This is a genomic window from Pontimicrobium sp. IMCC45349, assembly GCF_047219225.1.
Classification (GTDB): Bacteria; Bacteroidota; Bacteroidia; order Flavobacteriales; family Flavobacteriaceae; genus IMCC45349.
This window is the reverse complement of record NZ_CP178208.1, coordinates 663,068-679,350: the sequence shown is the minus strand read 5'-3', so window position 1 is coordinate 679,350 and position 16,283 is coordinate 663,068. Positions and strand designations below refer to the sequence as shown.

18 protein-coding genes are annotated in these 16,283 nt (G+C 31.0%); 9 read left to right on the top strand and 9 right to left on the bottom strand.

The window, feature by feature from the left end; translation table 11 throughout:
- Positions 1–78 precede the first annotated feature (78 nt).
- On the top strand, positions 79–501 hold the full coding sequence (locus ACLII3_RS03180) for a hypothetical protein (protein ID WP_412986427.1): 423 nt from the start codon (positions 79–81) through the stop codon (positions 499–501).
- Positions 502–557: 56 nt separating this feature from the next.
- Here ACLII3_RS03180 and ACLII3_RS03175 read toward each other — a convergent pair whose 3' ends face one another.
- Positions 558–1,049, bottom strand: a complete 492-nt coding sequence (locus ACLII3_RS03175; RefSeq protein ID WP_412986426.1) for a hypothetical protein — start codon at positions 1,047–1,049, stop codon at positions 558–560.
- Positions 1,042–1,869 (bottom strand): sulfurtransferase, encoded by an 828-nt coding sequence (locus ACLII3_RS03170; RefSeq protein ID WP_412986424.1) that lies wholly within the window; start codon positions 1,867–1,869, stop codon positions 1,042–1,044. Before ACLII3_RS03170 ends, ACLII3_RS03175 begins: the two co-directional genes overlap by 8 nt.
- A 189-nt stretch (positions 1,870–2,058) precedes the next feature.
- Between ACLII3_RS03170 and ACLII3_RS03165 the strand changes: the two genes are divergently transcribed.
- Positions 2,059–2,514 (top strand): helix-turn-helix domain-containing protein, encoded by a 456-nt coding sequence (locus ACLII3_RS03165; RefSeq protein WP_412986422.1) that lies wholly within the window; start codon positions 2,059–2,061, stop codon positions 2,512–2,514.
- 189 nt (positions 2,515–2,703) lie between these two features.
- Here ACLII3_RS03165 and ACLII3_RS03160 read toward each other — a convergent pair whose 3' ends face one another.
- From ACLII3_RS03160 to lysS, 3 genes are all read right to left on the bottom strand, one after another.
- Positions 2,704–2,940 (bottom strand): hypothetical protein, encoded by a 237-nt coding sequence (locus ACLII3_RS03160; RefSeq protein ID WP_412986420.1) that lies wholly within the window; start codon positions 2,938–2,940, stop codon positions 2,704–2,706.
- A 179-nt stretch (positions 2,941–3,119) separates the two neighbouring features.
- Positions 3,120–4,547: an SDR family oxidoreductase gene (locus ACLII3_RS03155; protein ID WP_412986418.1), complete on the bottom strand. Its 1,428-nt coding sequence runs from the start codon at positions 4,545–4,547 to the stop codon at positions 3,120–3,122.
- Positions 4,548–4,683: 136 nt separating this feature from the next.
- Positions 4,684–6,381: a lysine--tRNA ligase gene (gene lysS / locus ACLII3_RS03150; protein ID WP_412986417.1), complete on the bottom strand. Its 1,698-nt coding sequence runs from the start codon at positions 6,379–6,381 to the stop codon at positions 4,684–4,686.
- Positions 6,382–6,526: 145 nt separating this feature from the next.
- On the opposite strand from lysS, the gene ACLII3_RS03145 reads away from it, so the two are divergent.
- The 7 genes from ACLII3_RS03145 (at position 6,527) to ACLII3_RS03115 (ending at position 10,267) form a co-directional block, all read left to right on the top strand.
- Positions 6,527–6,685 carry a YqaE/Pmp3 family membrane protein gene (locus ACLII3_RS03145; RefSeq protein ID WP_412986415.1) on the top strand — a complete coding sequence of 53 codons (159 nt, stop codon included), beginning with the start codon at positions 6,527–6,529 and terminating at the stop codon, positions 6,683–6,685.
- 88 nt (positions 6,686–6,773) lie between these two features.
- Positions 6,774–7,538 carry a hypothetical protein gene (locus ACLII3_RS03140; protein ID WP_412986413.1) on the top strand — a complete coding sequence of 255 codons (765 nt, stop codon included), beginning with the start codon at positions 6,774–6,776 and terminating at the stop codon, positions 7,536–7,538.
- Between the two features lie 6 nt (positions 7,539–7,544).
- Complete coding sequence (lipB, locus tag ACLII3_RS03135) at positions 7,545–8,255, top strand: lipoyl(octanoyl) transferase LipB (protein WP_412986412.1); 711 nt, start codon at positions 7,545–7,547, stop codon at positions 8,253–8,255.
- 1 nt (position 8,256) lies between these two features.
- Positions 8,257–8,760 (top strand): hypothetical protein, encoded by a 504-nt coding sequence (locus ACLII3_RS03130; RefSeq protein WP_412986410.1) that lies wholly within the window; start codon positions 8,257–8,259, stop codon positions 8,758–8,760.
- 8 nt (positions 8,761–8,768) lie between these two features.
- Complete coding sequence (locus ACLII3_RS03125) at positions 8,769–9,263, top strand: hypothetical protein (protein ID WP_412986409.1); 495 nt, start codon at positions 8,769–8,771, stop codon at positions 9,261–9,263.
- Positions 9,263–9,580, top strand: a complete 318-nt coding sequence (locus tag ACLII3_RS03120) for a hypothetical protein (protein ID WP_412986407.1) — start codon at positions 9,263–9,265, stop codon at positions 9,578–9,580. Before ACLII3_RS03125 ends, ACLII3_RS03120 begins: the two co-directional genes overlap by 1 nt.
- Before the next feature lie 183 nt (positions 9,581–9,763).
- Positions 9,764–10,267 (top strand): hypothetical protein, encoded by a 504-nt coding sequence (locus tag ACLII3_RS03115; protein ID WP_412986405.1) that lies wholly within the window; start codon positions 9,764–9,766, stop codon positions 10,265–10,267.
- Between the two features lie 58 nt (positions 10,268–10,325).
- On the opposite strand, the gene ACLII3_RS03110 is transcribed toward ACLII3_RS03115, so the two are convergent.
- From ACLII3_RS03110 to ACLII3_RS03095, 4 genes are all read right to left on the bottom strand, one after another.
- Positions 10,326–11,567 carry a S41 family peptidase gene (locus ACLII3_RS03110; protein WP_412986403.1) on the bottom strand — a complete coding sequence of 414 codons (1,242 nt, stop codon included), beginning with the start codon at positions 11,565–11,567 and terminating at the stop codon, positions 10,326–10,328.
- 78 nt (positions 11,568–11,645) lie between these two features.
- Positions 11,646–12,959 (bottom strand): amidohydrolase family protein, encoded by a 1,314-nt coding sequence (locus ACLII3_RS03105; protein ID WP_412986402.1) that lies wholly within the window; start codon positions 12,957–12,959, stop codon positions 11,646–11,648.
- An 86-nt stretch (positions 12,960–13,045) separates the two neighbouring features.
- Positions 13,046–14,137, bottom strand: coding sequence for a helix-turn-helix domain-containing protein (locus tag ACLII3_RS03100; RefSeq protein ID WP_412986400.1), 1,092 nt, complete (start codon positions 14,135–14,137; stop codon positions 13,046–13,048).
- Between the two features lie 105 nt (positions 14,138–14,242).
- On the bottom strand, positions 14,243–16,210 hold the full coding sequence (locus ACLII3_RS03095) for an endonuclease (RefSeq protein WP_412986398.1): 1,968 nt from the start codon (positions 16,208–16,210) through the stop codon (positions 14,243–14,245).
- Positions 16,211–16,283: the final 73 nt, after the last annotated feature.

The following is a 16,283-nucleotide window of genomic DNA, read 5'->3' as shown; positions in this document are numbered from 1 at the left end:
TATTTCTAAATAACCGTAACATAAGTGGTTAGAGGTCGTCTATTAGGTATAAATCAAAAACTAAAAAACCAAAATATTATGTTACGATTAGCTTTATTATTTAGCTTGCTTTTTACACTTAACGTAGCAGCTAATTCCGAAAAAGACGCTTACACATCTGAACTAAATTCAGAATTCATGGAAGCGCAAATTAACCAATTTGAAATTGAAGATACACTATTTGAAAACTTTCAAGATGAGACTTTAGAAGTTGAAGATATTGAAGTAATAGAATTAGAAGAAACAGCAGATATCGATTTTGATACAAAGCAGTATTTGCCAAAACGTTTTAATGCCAATAAAGGTATTTATGACATCGATTGGAATACTACTCAATTGATTGAAATTGATGAAGAAGTGGAGTTGAGTTTTGATACAAAACGTCACTTACCAAAGAACTTTAACCCTTACAAAGATATGTTGAAGAAAAATGTTAATGAAGTAGTAGTGAGTCTTTATTAATAGCCAAAGTTTTAATGAAGACTACAAAGCCAGCACATTGTGCTGGCTTTATTTTTTTAAATACGTTTAGGTTTAATGATATTAGATACAAACTTATATAATTGAAAAAAGATAGGGATACCAGTAATTATTATAATTATTAGTACAATAATAGAAAGTTTAAATCCTATAAAAGGAACCTTTCTTATTGTGCTCATTATTTCGTGGTCTCTAATGAAAAAGTAAGTACCACATAAACTTGTACCTAGGAAAAAAGCTAAAAAATTTTCTGAGTAAAAATCGGGATAATTAGTGTTATTTTCATGAAATTGTAAGCTAATGAATATGGAATACACTAAAATTCCTGCACCTAACATCCATAATATTTCCTTTTTATTAGCATGTGCTTCGCTACTTAAGTAAAATTCTTTAATACAACTAGGGCAAAAGGTGTTGTTATTATGTAAGCAGGTATGACACATTCCTCTTCCACATTGTTTACAATGTTTTTGTAAAAAGAGATTGGTATGTGTGTGACAAAAAAAGCGTGCCTTTTCGGTGTTACTCATTAATCAGGTTGTTTTTTGCAATTGGATAATTTGGTTGTTGGCACCATTCTGTCCATGAACCATCGTAAATGGCTTTGTCATTATTACTTATTAAACTGTGAGCAAGATGTAATATGCAAGCAGTGATACCAGAACCACAAGAATAAATAATAGGAGAATTGCCTAAGTTTAAATTATCAAAAATGATTTTTAGTGCTGCTTTAGATTTAAACTTTCCATTTTCTAAAAGCTCTTTATAAGGTAAGTTAATAGCGTTTGGTATATGTCCACTTGATAAACCTTCACGAGGCTCTGGAGTTGTGCCATCAAATCTTCCTTTCGCTCGAGCATCTAAAACAATTGCTTTTTTAGTATCTATATTTTGTAAAAGTTCTTCTTTGTACTTAATATTTTTAGCGTTGAGATTAGCTGTAAAATTACCTTTACTAAAATTATTATTTGGCTGTGCAACTGTATCAAAACCTTGGGCAATCCACTCTGGAAGTCCACCATCAAGTACAGCAATGTTTTTAAATCCCATTGTATTAAATAACCACCAAACTCTTGGACTTGAAAAAATATTCACATTATCGTATACAACAATTATACTATCATTATTGATACCTAAATTTTTACATTCATTTTCAAATTGATTAGCATCTGGAAATGTATTTGGGTATGGACTTTTGGTATCGCTAAATACATTTTTTATATCAAAAATGCGTGTGTTTTTTATGTAAACACTATCCTCATTATGTTTTTGACTAGCGTCTAATATAATAAGCTTATCATCGTTTAGATGTTGGTTTAGCCATTGAGCTGTTACGATTGTGTTTGTCATTTTTTTAAGAAATATTCTGTTTAAATTTACATTATTTACAACGATATATCAATAATGTATTTGGATTATTATAAACCGCTATTGTAGTGTTTATAGTTCCTGTCGTGTTTTTGTCGTGTATGTGTAGTGTATTTTACAGTATTATATTTGGCTTATAGTTTACATTTGCAGTATGTAAATGAAATGAAAATGAATTCAGAAAAAATAACTTTAACTGATATTAAAAAGCTAAGACTTGAACGTCATTGGTCGCAAGAACAACTTGCTGAAATGAGTGGTCTAAGCACAAGGACTATACAACGCATTGAAAGTGGGCAAAAAGCAGGTTTTGAATCGTTAAAAGCGCTAGCTGCTGTTTTTGAAAAGGAGATCGTTGAAGAAAGTTTAGTCAATATAAACAAAGATGATGATGAAAAAAAGGTGTATATAAATTCTATAAAAGGGCTTTATAAGCTTTTGGCTGTTGCAGGGTTTTGCATACTTGGAACATTATTTATGGCTATTACTACTTCTAATTGGTTTTTCTTTTGGTTATCTGTAATAACTTGGGTGATTATAATTGGTGTTTATATGCTAAATATGGGATTGCTTTTGGGTGCAAACTGGAAACAAAAAGCTATTGATAAAAAATTTAAAAAAGAGTAATCTTTTTATAATGTATGGTAACGGTCTCGTTTAACCGTTAATTACGAGTTTAGTGTTATTGTTTTTAGTTAAGTACTGTATTTAGCAATTTCGAGTGGATTCGGATGTAGTTGAATCAGCCTTAATTGCGGTTATGCGTTGTTGCTACACGTTTTTATATGTCGGATTTAATACTTTATCTTGATTATTTTAATACTCAAGAGTATTCACAAGTTTACCATTTTCATTAAATTCAAATTCAACAACTTCAAATCCTCCTCCATCTGAAAAAAGATATTTCCTTACTTCTAAACTATCAATTCTTGGGTATTTAGTCGTTACATATTTGTCAACAATAAAAGCATATGATTTCAAGCTATCTTTGGTGACAAGACCGTGGTCTATATCTTGAAGGGTGAATTCTGCAGAAATATTGTCCCATGACATTTCTACTGAGTTAAAATTAAATTCTTTTCTTAAATCATTCATTATTTTAAAACTATTCCCAAATTCAGTGTTGCAACTAAAAATTGAAATAATCATGACTAAGTATATTATTACAGGACTTTTTCTCATTTCTTTTGTAATGTTTGCTAACGTTTGGCTAAACTACGTTTTAATGCGGTTTAGCTTTTGTTGTATTTAGTTATATTTTTTAGCATTCCCCTGAAAATTAGACCATGAAAAGGTAATACGGAATACCAATAGAGCCTGCCTAATAGGCCTAGCGGTCTGAAGGTGGCAGTTTGCTGCAATTGGTCACCAACAATTTTAAACTCTAGCCATGCTTCACCTGGAAGTTTCATTTCAGCAAACAAAAGTAAATGCCCTTTATCTTTATTTGCATATATGACCCTCCAGAAGTCTAATGAATCTCCTACGTTTAGAGAAGAGGGGTTTGTTCTTCCTCTTCTTAGTCCCACACCACCTACTAGTTTGTCTAAAAAACCTCTAAATTTCCAAAGCCAGTTGCCATAATACCAACCAGTTTTACCACCAATATTCCAGACTCTTTGAATGCATAAATCACGATCCTCAAATCGATTTATCCTTTTATCAGTAAAACAACCAAAAGTCGGAACTTCTACGAAATCAGAAACATTAAAATTTATTCCACTACTTGTGTAAGAATCTTTCCAACTAGAAATTATTTCGTTACTCTTTATTTTGCTAAATGCTTTTTGAAGCGCTTGTTGGTAGCTGTGAGGATTAATTTCTAAAATTTCATTAAGTCTATTGTCGCGGCAAACAACCTCGACCATCATACTGTTTACGAGTGATACCGCTAATTTATAAGATGTCGAGGTAACAAAGTATAGCCAATATGAAGATAATCTAGGTGTCATGACGGGAACTGTATAGATTGAGCGTTTTAAACCTCTGCATACAGCAAAACCTAAAAGCATTTGTTTGTAGGATAATACATCAGGTCCTCCAATATCAAAATTTTCATTGTAGGTTTTAGTATTGAAAAGTGATTTATGCAAAAACTGAATGACGTCAGCAATCCCGATAGGTTGGCATTTAGTTTTTAACCATTTTGGGGTAATCATTATTGGGAGCTTTTCTACCAAATCTCTGATTATTTCAAAAGATGCACTACCTGATCCTATGATGATTCCTGCTCGGAGTGTTGTAAGGCTGTATCTGCCTTTATTAAGTTCTTCTTCAACATCTTTTCGAGAGTTTAGATGTTTAGATAGTTCTTGCTCATTTACTATACCACTTAAGTAAATTACCTGTTTAACATTGGTTTCATCCAATACGTTTCTAAAATTAATGGCAGATAATTTTTCAAGTTCTTGGTAATTCTTTGATGCAGACATGGAATGTACGAGGTAGTACGCCCCATCTATGTCTTCAGGAATTTTTTCTAACGATTCTATATCGAGTAAGTCAATTTCGATAATTGAAATTTGTTCTCTAATGGATGGGGGAACGGTAAATCTACGCCTATCACGAACGCAGCAAATTACTTCGTGCCCTGCTTCAACTAAGACAGGTAATAATCTTTTTCCTATGTAACCAGTTGCACCGGTGAGAAGAATTTTCATGTTGAATTAAATAGAACGCACGTGTATACTCTTTAGGGAGTATATCTGTCTTTTTTATATTAATACTATTACAAGATACAACAAAAAAGCCTTACATATTTGTAAGGCTTAAATATTTAAATGTTTTAAATAAAGTTTATTCAGCTAGCTCAACAATTAGTGCATCGTCTGTTTTAGTTACTTTAGTTAAACCGTGTTTTGCTAATCCTTTTATACCTTTATCCCAAGCTTTATTACTTAAGCCAGCTTGTGTTTTAAGGTCGTTAAGAGACATTGATTTTTGTGCTTTTAAAATCTCAAAAATAGCTTTTTCGTTATCTTTTAAATCTAATTGCTTTTGCTCTGGCTTCATTTGTGGGAAGAACAATACTTCTTGTATCGATGGATTGTTTGTTAAAAACATAATTAATCGGTCCATACCAATTCCCATTCCAGAGGTTGGAGGCATACCATACTCTAAAGCACGCAAAAAGTCAAAATCTATAAATTGTGTTGCTTCATCATCACCACGATCGGCTAATTTTAATTGTGCTTCAAAACGCTCACGTTGGTCAATTGGGTCGTTAAGCTCACTATAGGCATTAGCAATTTCTTTACCACAAACCATAAGCTCAAAACGCTCAGTCAATTCTGGATTATCTCTGTGTTCTTTACATAAAGGACTCATTTCTTTTGGGTAGTCTGTAATAAAGGTTGGTTGTATATAGTTACCTTCACATTTTTCTCCAAAAATTTCATCAATAAGTTTTCCTTTACCCATAGTGTCGTCAACTTCAACACCTAAATCTTTAGCTGCTTGACGAATTTCATCTTCACTCTTTCCTGTAATGTCAAACCCAGTAAAATGTTTAATTGAGTCTGCCATGGTTACACGTGCATAAGGTGCTTTAAAATCTATTTCGTGTTCACCAAACGTAGCCTTTGTAGTGCCATTTACTGCTTTTGCACAATGCTCTAATAATTGCTCACAAAAATCCATCATCCAGTTGTAGTCTTTATAGGCTACATAAATTTCCATGGCTGTAAATTCTGGATTATGAGTTCTATCCATACCTTCGTTACGGAAGTTTTTAGAAAACTCATACACACCTTCAAAACCACCAACAATTAAACGTTTCAGGTATAGCTCGTTAGCAATTCGCATATATAAAGGAATGTCTAAACTGTTATGATGTGTAATAAATGGACGCGCAGCAGCACCTCCAGGAATTGGTTGTAATATTGGTGTTTCTACTTCAAAATAACCTGAGTTGTTAAAAAACTCACGCATTGCATTAAAAAGTTTTGTACGCTTTACAAATACATCTTTAACATGAGGATTAACAACCAAATCAGCATAACGTTGTCTGTAACGCATTTCTGGGTCAATAAACTCATCGTAAGTGTTACCTTCAGCATCTGTTTTTGGTAATGGTAATGGTTTTAAAGCTTTACTTAATAGTGTGAAGTTTTTAACTAAAACAGTTTTTTCCCCAACCTGTGTTGTAAATAACTCACCTTCAATACCAATAAAATCTCCTAAATCAATTAGTTTTTTAAAGATGTCGTTGTACAAAGTTTTGTCTTCACCAGGACACATTTCGTCACGGTTAAAATATACTTGTATACGACCTTCACTATCTTGAATTTCGGCAAACGATGCCTTACCTTGAACCTTCTTTCGCATTAATCTACCTGCAATAACCACCTGTTTATCTTCAGCAAAATTTTCTTTAATCTGTTTACTTGTGTGATTAACAGGATAAAGGTTTGCTGGATAAGGGTTAATTCCTAATTCACGTAGTCTTGCCAGTTTTTCTCTACGTACTACTTCTTGTTCTGATAATTGCGACATAGTCTCGGTAATTTTTAAGCGTACAAAGATAATTACTATAAGTAAGTATTTCAATATATTATTAAGGAAAAGTAAATGTGTATGTAACAAATGCAATGTTGCTGCGTCAAACTTATACATCAATCAATTAAATCAAATTAGTATTATGAGTATTTGGAGAGTGTTGCTTTCTATTTTTTGTCCACCTTTAGCAGTCTTAGATAAAGGATGTGGCTCTATTTTTATTGTCTTTTTATTATGGCTCTGTGGTTGGGTTCCAGGAGTTATTGCTGCTTTAGTGATATTGAATAATCCTGATAGATAATCGCTTTTTACATAGACTTTTTTTAGCTGTGATTTTCTGAATTGAATAGTTTATCTTTGTGTCTTTAAAAACACAAAACCATTCTATTATGAAACAGATTTATCTATTGCTTTTATGCGCTATTACATTAAGTTTAACAAGTTGTCAATTTTCTGAAAACGTTTATATAAACGAAGACGGTTCAGGAAAAATGTCGTTTACATTTGATGCCTCAGAAATGATGGACATGATGGGAGACAAGTTAGGCGAAGGTAAAGAGGGAGAAGAGCGTATAGATAGTATGATGGTTTTTAAAGATTTTCTTGAAGAAAAGAAGGATAGTATATCGCAATTATCGCAAGAAGAGCAAGCTAAGTTAATGGCGTTAAAAGATTTTAGAATGCATATGCTTATGGATCCTGAAACTAAAGAGATGAAGTTTGATTTAATTACCGACTTTAAAGATGCCGATGAACTTCAAAACATGTTCACTGCAATGAATAATGCTAGTAACTTTCAAGGAAAAGGAGGAGCTACACAAGTGAACGATCCAAACAATCCTTTTTCTGCTTTTGGAAAAGAAGGCGCAACCGAAATGGAATATAGCTTTAAAGGAAATGTATTTAAAAGAACAGCTAAAGTTGTAGATGAAGAACAATACAAGCAAATGGTTGATAGTATTGGAGAAATGGCAATGATGTTTGGTACATCTAAGTATAAGCTAAATTATCATTTCCCTAGAAAAATAAAATCGGTATCTAACGAAGATGCTATGTTTAGTCAAGATGGTAAAAGTTTTGTGTTAGAATATGGTTTTATGGACTATTTAGCAGATCCAAAAATATTTAATATAGAAGTCGTTTTAGAAGACTAATTTACAGTGAATAAAAACATACAAGTACAAGATCTTGGTTACAAGGATTATAAAGATACTTGGGACTACCAAGAGCAGTTGTTTAAAGGAATTTTAGACACCAAAATTAAAAATAGGCGAGAAGATGCTGGTTTAGAAACCAATAACTACTTTTTATTTGTAGAGCATCCACATGTATATACTTTAGGTAAAAGTGGTGATGTGTCTAACTTACTTTTGGATGAAGCGCAACTTACCGAAAAAGGAGCAACGTTTTATAAGATAAATAGAGGAGGTGATATCACATATCATGGTCCTGGACAAATTGTTGGGTATCCTATTTTAGACTTAGAAAACTTTTTTACAGATATACATAAGTACTTACGCTTACTGGAAGAAATGATTATACTAACCTTGGCTGAGTACGGTTTAAAAGCAGAGCGTAGTAAAGGTGAAACAGGTGTTTGGCTAGATGTAGGTACACCATTTGCACGTAAAATTTGTGCAATGGGAGTGCGTGCGAGTCGCTGGGTAACTATGCATGGTTTTGCGTTAAACGTAAATGCCAATTTGGGTTATTTTGATAATATCATTCCTTGTGGTATTAGAGGTAAAGCAGTAACCTCTTTAAATGTAGAACTAGGTAAAAAAGAAGTTGACGAAGCCGAAGTAAAGGCTAAATTATTGAAGCATTTTAAAACCCTTTTTGAAGCCGAATTAGTTTTAGAGCACGCTTAATATGAATTTAGGCAAAGTCCAGAAAATAATACTATTAATACTTACCATTGGTTTTACGCTGTTTGGAATTGCATTTGTTGTTTCTGTTTTGTTTGTTGAGCGTACTACTTTTAATTTTAGAATGCTATTTCCTATGGCATTAGGTGTACTAGGTGTTTTTAGCACTATATTTCATATTAAAACTATAGAAGCATATTCGGTAGATTTTGCAAGTCAGTTTAAGTTTCCTAAAGTCCCAAAATTATTTTGGATACTAAACGCTCTTAATGGTTTTTTGATATTGGTTATTGGGTTAATGTTATCATATTTTTTTTATGATTCGTATGACTCAGAAATTAGAAAGCAAGATGATATTGAAATATTTATACTAGTTATAGCAATACCTTTAATTGCTGGTGTTTGGATAGCTTTAGACATTTATAAATTATTTCAAATGGAACAAAAGGTAAAAGAAAAACAAGCTTTTAATAGTATAGACGATATTTCTGGAATGGATAACAAATAGATAAACTCATGAGATTTTATAAGTTTTTAAAAATATTACTGCTTTTGGGCGCTATTGGATTTAGTCTTCTTTTTATTGGAATTATTTTATATGTGTTTTATAACGAAAGGGATACATCTGAATATTCACTAATCTTAGCTTTTATTTTAATTACTGCTGGCTTGTCTAGTGCATTATTTCAAATAAAAACCCTCAATGTTTTTAAAAATTATAAGAACGTTTTTCCTAAAGTGCATACTGCTTTATGGATTGGTAATGCAGTTTATGGTTTTTTAATTATAGCATTTTTTTCTTTTCTATTTTTAATTACTCTAGAAGATAAAGAAGTCGCAAATGCAGATACTCCTTATTTAATTGGTTACTATGGAACTTTAATGATTCCGTTTATTTTTGGATTGTGGATTTTAATAGATGCATATAAAGTAAATAACATACGCAAAATGTCGAAAGTTTATAATGAAATGAATAGGATTGACGATATTTCAGGTGTAAAGGATAATTAATGCTGAGATTTATTCAAAAAATATTACTCACGCTAGTTTCAATAAGTATTTCACTGTTGTTACTGTTTGCAATATTTATGTTGCTTGTTGAAGAAGAGAAAAACTTTGAAATTAGTATGCTATTGCCATTTGCAATAGTAGTATTTAGTGCTTTAAGTTTTGTGTTTCATTTAAAAACTTTGAGTTTTTATAGAAAGGATGTAATTACTAAAGCCCATTATAGAAAAGATAAACCTTTTTGGATTGCTAATTTAGTTTTTGCCTTTAGTTTATTTTTATTGGCTCTGTTTTTTGTTATCAGTTTTACCAAATTTTAGAATCCTCAATAGGGATTGATGATGCATGGCCATTTATAATAATTATAACTGTACCATTAGGTCTAACTTTGTGGGTTTTGTTGGATGCTCATTTTTTATATAAAAACTTAAAAGCTTCCGAAGCAAAAGCTGCCTTTAACAATATTGATAACATTTCTGGAATAGAAGAAAACTAATTATAAGATGAATTTTAGCAAGTTTTTAAAAGTAATATTAATAATACTTACCACAATTTATACATTAATGGGATTAGGTTTTTTTGTATTTGTTTTGCTTTTGCGTCATTCAACTATTAATACATTGGGTTTTATTCTTCCGCTAACTTTAGGAATGTTAGGTGTATTAAGTATTATATTTCATGCTAAAACTTATAAAGCATATTCAAAGAATTTTACTGGAAATATCTTCCCAAAGGTTTCTAAAGCACTTTGGATTTTTAATAATGTAAATGGTGTGCTATTAATGTTTGTTGGTTTGTTGCTTTTTGTGTTATTATACGATAATTATCATTCAGGAATTAGTTCGCAAAGAGACGTTTGGATGGTGTCCGTTTTAATCTCTTTGTCTTTTGTAATAGGAGTTTGGACTGTTTTTGATGCCGATAAATTGCGTCAAATAAAAAAGAAAAGCAAAGAAAGTCAAGCTAAAAATGTTATTGATGCTATTACAGGTGTAGAGGAAGATTAAAGTAATTATTTTAGTGTAATTTATTACCACAATTAATTATGCACTTTATTAATCCCAGTTATTTTTTTCTTATGTCATTAATTACCCATTCCATCATATTATCTATTCCTTTAGAGTAGCTTTGCCAATCATATTCAATTAATACATCTGGTTGTACGCCTTGGGTTACTTTTTCTTGAAATCTAAAAAGACGTTTTGAGTATGTAACTGTCATCCCTGAATTAGGGAGTTTAAACTGTCCCATGTCTTGATATCCTGTCGGATTTGAACCTGTTGGTTCTCCTACAATTTTTGCATTTAACATTTGTCTAAACTGTGAAGCATTACTAGTTCCTGCTGAAAAAGTTACTTTATCGGTTAATACATAAACGCCAGATTTCCAGTCAATACTATCTGCTAAGTTTAAATAGTATGCTAAAAATGTTCCTACAAAAAAATCTCCACCTCCATTATTCCTTAAATCAATTACAATTTGTTTACTGTTATTTTTATTGATATAGTTTAAAACTGATGCTCCAAACTTCTCCATTTCTTCAAAGGAAGGATAGCTTTCAAATTTGATATAAATTGCTTCTGTGGTTTTTATAGGGCTAAACCAGAGATAATTGTGTTTTAAGTCAATTGGTTTTTCTATTTCAGGAATTACAATTTTAAAATTTTTAAATTCAATACTTTCATAATAGTCTTTACTGTTTATGGCTTTTAATGTTACTTCTGTTTTCTTTTTGTTTTGATCTAGAAATGTGAAAGTTGCATCTAATTTGTTCTTTGTTAAGTGTAAACCGAAAAGTAGTTCTGATATCATTGCATATTGAGCTATTCTAATAGTCTTTGATTGTTTATTTTCAATGTATTGGGCAACTTTACTAACTTCATCTTCGATTTGTTTCATTGTTTTGCCGTCAATTGCTATCAATTCTTTGCCTAAAAGATTCTTATGTTTATCAGTTGTTTTAACTATTCTCCATTGTTTCCCTACTTTGTAAACTTCAATTGGAAATAAATGAGTTTCAATTCCTCTTAAGGAAAATGCTGTGTGTCCATCACCAATTTTTTGTGTTAGACGCATTAAGTCAATGATTATATCTATATCAGTTTTTTTATTCAAGTTTGATTTTATCTTTTTCAATTCTTGTTCAAATTCAACCTTACTGATTTTGTTATATAAATCAATATGATGCTTTTCAAGATTGACTTTATAATAGTTAATGTCTTCAATCCAAAGACTAGAATCTATAGATTGAGAATACGTGTTTAATGTTATGAGTAAAAAGAAAGTAGTAATTAAAAATCTTATCATAATTATATTCTTAATGTTTGGTTTTGTTTATATCTAATGGTTGTTGTGTTGGTTTAGACCAAGTTATTCAAATTTATTTTACTTGTTAGAATTTTCAACATCTAACAACAGTTTGTTGAGTTTTTTTCTATTAAACCATTGTCCTCTAATCATTACTCCAGAAACTGTCCTAGTATTACTAATATTATCTAATGGATTTTTATCAAGTAAAACTAAATCGGCTAATTTGCCTTCAGAAACGGTTCCACTTTGAGAAATGGTATTCAAATAACGTGCTGGAACTACAGTTGCTGTTTTAAGTGTTTCGTAGTTAGAGAGTCCCGAATCATGTATTAACTCCAACTCATGATGAAGCGAAAAACCTGGAAGAAATAAACCATAAGTATCACTTCCTGCCATTAATGGCACTCCGTTTTTGTGTAATATTAATGTAAATTGCTTTTGCCATTCTAGTTCTTTTTCAAGCCTTAGTAAGGATGCTTTATTTGTAAATCGCGAATTACTTCTATATTTGATTTTGTTTGACTTCCAATAATCCGAATACTGTTTTGGTAGATATTTGTTGTTTTTACCTGCATTCAGTTTAGCTGATTTTTTTTTGTCTGCATACCGACTAATCATTTCAAATATGCCAAGAGTAGGCGATACATAAATACCACTTGTTTTAATGTCCTTTGCAGCTTTTTGCAGATAGTCAACAGAGTTCATCTCCTCTTTTGAAAAAATATTCATGAACTCTTCTAAATGAGCAATAGATTTAATTCTAAGGGAATATTCTAAGGGCAATTCTCGTTGCCCATGACCAACAATTTCAAGGTTTTCTTTTTTTGCTGTTTCTAATAATTTTAGATAAGTGTCTTTTGGTAAATTATCGGCAATTTTTAAGTAATCGTAACCTCTTTTTTTATGGTATTGAACAATGGAATCTACTGAAGCTAAATTTTTAAAATGATTTCTTTTTAGATAAGGTCCAGTGGTGTAATAATGAGGTGATAAAATAGTATTGTTTTGAGCAAGGTCTCTTATTTTTATATGATCTTGACCATCATATTCTGCCATGTTTCTTGCAGAAGTTATTCCGTTTGCAATTAAAAGTTTGAATTCGTTTTCAATATCATTTTGCAGATGATAATGGGTTTCTACTAAACCAGGAATAAGATATTTTCCAGAAGCCTGAATTTTAATATCTATATAATTGGTTGTCGTTTTTGTAGCAGATTCAATTTTTAATATTTTACTATTAGCTATAATTACTCTTTGATTGGTAATTATGGTGTCTGTATGCATTGGTATTACATTCACATTCTCAAACGAAATGACTTTAGTTTGAGCTATAGCAATAGTGTATAATAATAGAGCAAATAGGAATAGATAACTTTTGAGTGTTCGCATTTTGTTTGATTTAGTAATTTGATGCAAACGTAGTCCTCAAAGTAGTTTTGAGAGTTCCAAAATCGATACTCTTGAGAAAATAGAACCTATTTGTTCTTATATACTTTGGGTGTTAATCCAGTTTCTTTTTTGAAATTTGTGTAGAATGAAGTTTTGGAGTTAAACCCACATTCTAGGCCAATAGAGAGTAAACTATAGTTGTCAAACTTAGGGTCTTTTAGCATTTTTTGTACATCTTTTACTCTGTGATAACTAATAAAATCTGAAAAGCTGCCTGATGTATTTTCTTTTATAATTTGAGAAAGATATCCATTACTAATTTCAAGATGTTGTGCTACATCATCTCTACTTAAGTTTGGGTTGTGATGTATTTTCTCTTGATCTATTAGGAAGATTAGTTTTTCAAAATGCGAGCTTTTAGCATTCGTACTTACAGAAGATTTGTTTTTCTCTTTTTTTGTAATTTCTCTAATTTCATATTGGTCATTAGACAATTTAAATTGATACATTCCTTTATAGGTTAGCCAATAAATAAAAATAGAACTAAATGCCGATAAATAGGTGAGTGGTAATTTTTCTAAATAAACAAATCGATATGATTCTAATACAACTCCAAATAATATAAGTAAAGAAAGAAAAACAAAAAGATGTTTTAACCATTTTTCACTTAAATTGTTCTTTTTAGTTAGCGTATACTTATAAGAAAGAACCATCATATAAATAGGAAAAATAATGGACAGTAAGCTAATTGTTCTATAAAATAAAGGTATGTAGTTTGAAATAACATCTGGTAGATTGTACAATTGAAAAACTGTACTTAAAGACAAAAAGATATTAAGGATACTTAATATGATAAATGGTAAATAAAAAAATCTTAAACGTTGCGTATTAGTTGAAACATTATTTGATGATTTAAAAAAGAAAATGAATAATGTTGTTGGATATAAAAATTGCCAAAGAAATAGATTTAGAAAGCTAATTATTTTAGGATTGGAACCAATATCCCAAAACCAATTATTAGTGCTAACAATAGCTATAATTAATAAAGTAAACCCTAAATACTTATTGTTTTTACTCCTAAAAAATTTAGAAAATAGAATCACTAGACTTAAAACTAAACAATGAAGTGTAGCTAAAAGAGATACTGTTTCTAAAAATGAAATATTGATTGAAGACAAAAGCTTAAATTATAGTTTATAGTTTTGAATAGTTGTTATGTAATTAATGATGCATGTTTATATTGTGAATTTTACTTTAGATATCAATATTTAATTTACTTTTCTCTATTTTATCAAAAGCTTCTTGACTACTGATTTATTTTCTGTAATAATCTTAACAAAATACATTCCACTGGTAATATTTAAGTCCAATTTGCTATCTGTGTTGATAGTTGCTGTAGATACCATTCGGCCTTCTGAAGAATATACTTCAATGTTAGCAGTTTGTTTTAGACCATAAATTTGGATGCTATTGGTAGCTGGATTTGGAAATATTTTTAATTGAGCTAAAGTATTGTCGTTTATACTTAAAGATCCGTTCCATGTGTCACCAACATTTACTCCCCAAATGTATTCTACCAAATCGGGTTCATCAATAAAAGGATTTCGGTTAAACTGCCAATTATAAATGATGTTATTTCTGTTCATTTCAAAATCATCTGGAGGATCATTACGATGCCAATCCAATAAAGTGGCTAAGTCACCTAATTGTCCAGTTGTTGATGGAAAACCATTTACAACTTCCAATCCGTTATAACGAATTTCCATAAACAATACACTTCTTGCAACATCACCATAAAAACTACCTAAATTACCTGAAGGTCCTGTGTATTGTCCATAATGTTGATTGCCACGAGTACTGTTTTCTGGTCCATCAGCAGCACGTAAAGCGTGCGCATCTGAGTTGCCATGACGTAATGAATCAGCTTTAGTTGCCCAAAACACATCAATGCCATTTGCAATTTCGTCTTCTTCAATATTATTAAACCCACCACGAGATCTTGGATAAGTATGCTCTCTATTCCATTTACCGTTATTATTAGAATCCACTTGTAAATCTAATTTAGCACGACCTTGTTCTGTATAGACCAACCAAACTTCATTACTATTTAATGGATTTTGATCGGCATCTTTTAAAATATCAATCACATCTGCATAGGTTTGTGCGCGTACAATATTTGGATCTGCAATAATATCTTGTAAAGCTTGACGTAAATTTTGATCACTTAAACCATTCAAGCTGTCATAATAACCATTAGGTTGCGTACTTTCTACAATACCATATGTTGGATTGGTTGGTATTCCCCAAGCAGCCATTGTGAAATCATTGTCAATTACTCTTACAATGATGTCATTATTATATGGAATAAATGGTGCTGGTAAATTAGAAAACTGAATACGTAATTCTTCATCACCTTCATCATCTACATCATCAACAAGCGTAATAGTTGTAGTTACTGAATTTTGACCGTTTGGAATCGTTAGCGAAGTTGAACCTGTATAATCAGCATTATTAAATGTGCCATTATTAAGTGAGATATCAAACATATAATCTGAAGATACATTAACATCAGAAGTAATGGTAATGTCAAAACTATTGCCTTCGTCATATTGTGTTTGGGTAGTAGATATGGTTAATGTATTAAATACAATACCACTGCCATCGTTTAATGCTCTTGGTGTTGGAGTTGTAGATGTATAAGTAACATTTCCTCCAGTATCTTCAAAACGCTGAATAGAATTACTGTTGTTACTCGAGCCTTCATTAATTTGTTCGGTTACACCCAAAAGTGCCATTAATGCTGTGTCATCAGAATCGCTGGTATCATAAACCAAAGCGTCTATTAAGTTGGTTGTAGTGGCTAAAGTACCTTCTGGAAAATCAAAATCATTGGCTTGATATATAGCTACTGCATCTGCGCCATTTTGAATAACATTTGCGGCAATTAAATATTGAGGAAAAGGAGCCACAGTATCACTTCCTATTAATAAAAGACCATTGATATCTGTAGTTAATCCATCTAAATCAATGGTGAAATAACTACTATCTGCTCCACTATTTGAACCATTGAAAAAAACAAGTACAAAACCATCTAGATTAAAGTTAGGTGTGTCAGATTTAAGTTCTATAAACTCTTTATTATCTATTCCTGGTGTGTCACAATCCAATTCATTGATAACTACTTGAGCATTTGAAAATTGAGTAGCAATTAATAATAGTATAACTGATAATCTAGTTATTGTTTTGTTCATTTTTATGTTTCATTAATTTGAGATGTAAATTTAAGAAACATTCATAAGTTAAGTGAGGATCAGTAAATATTTT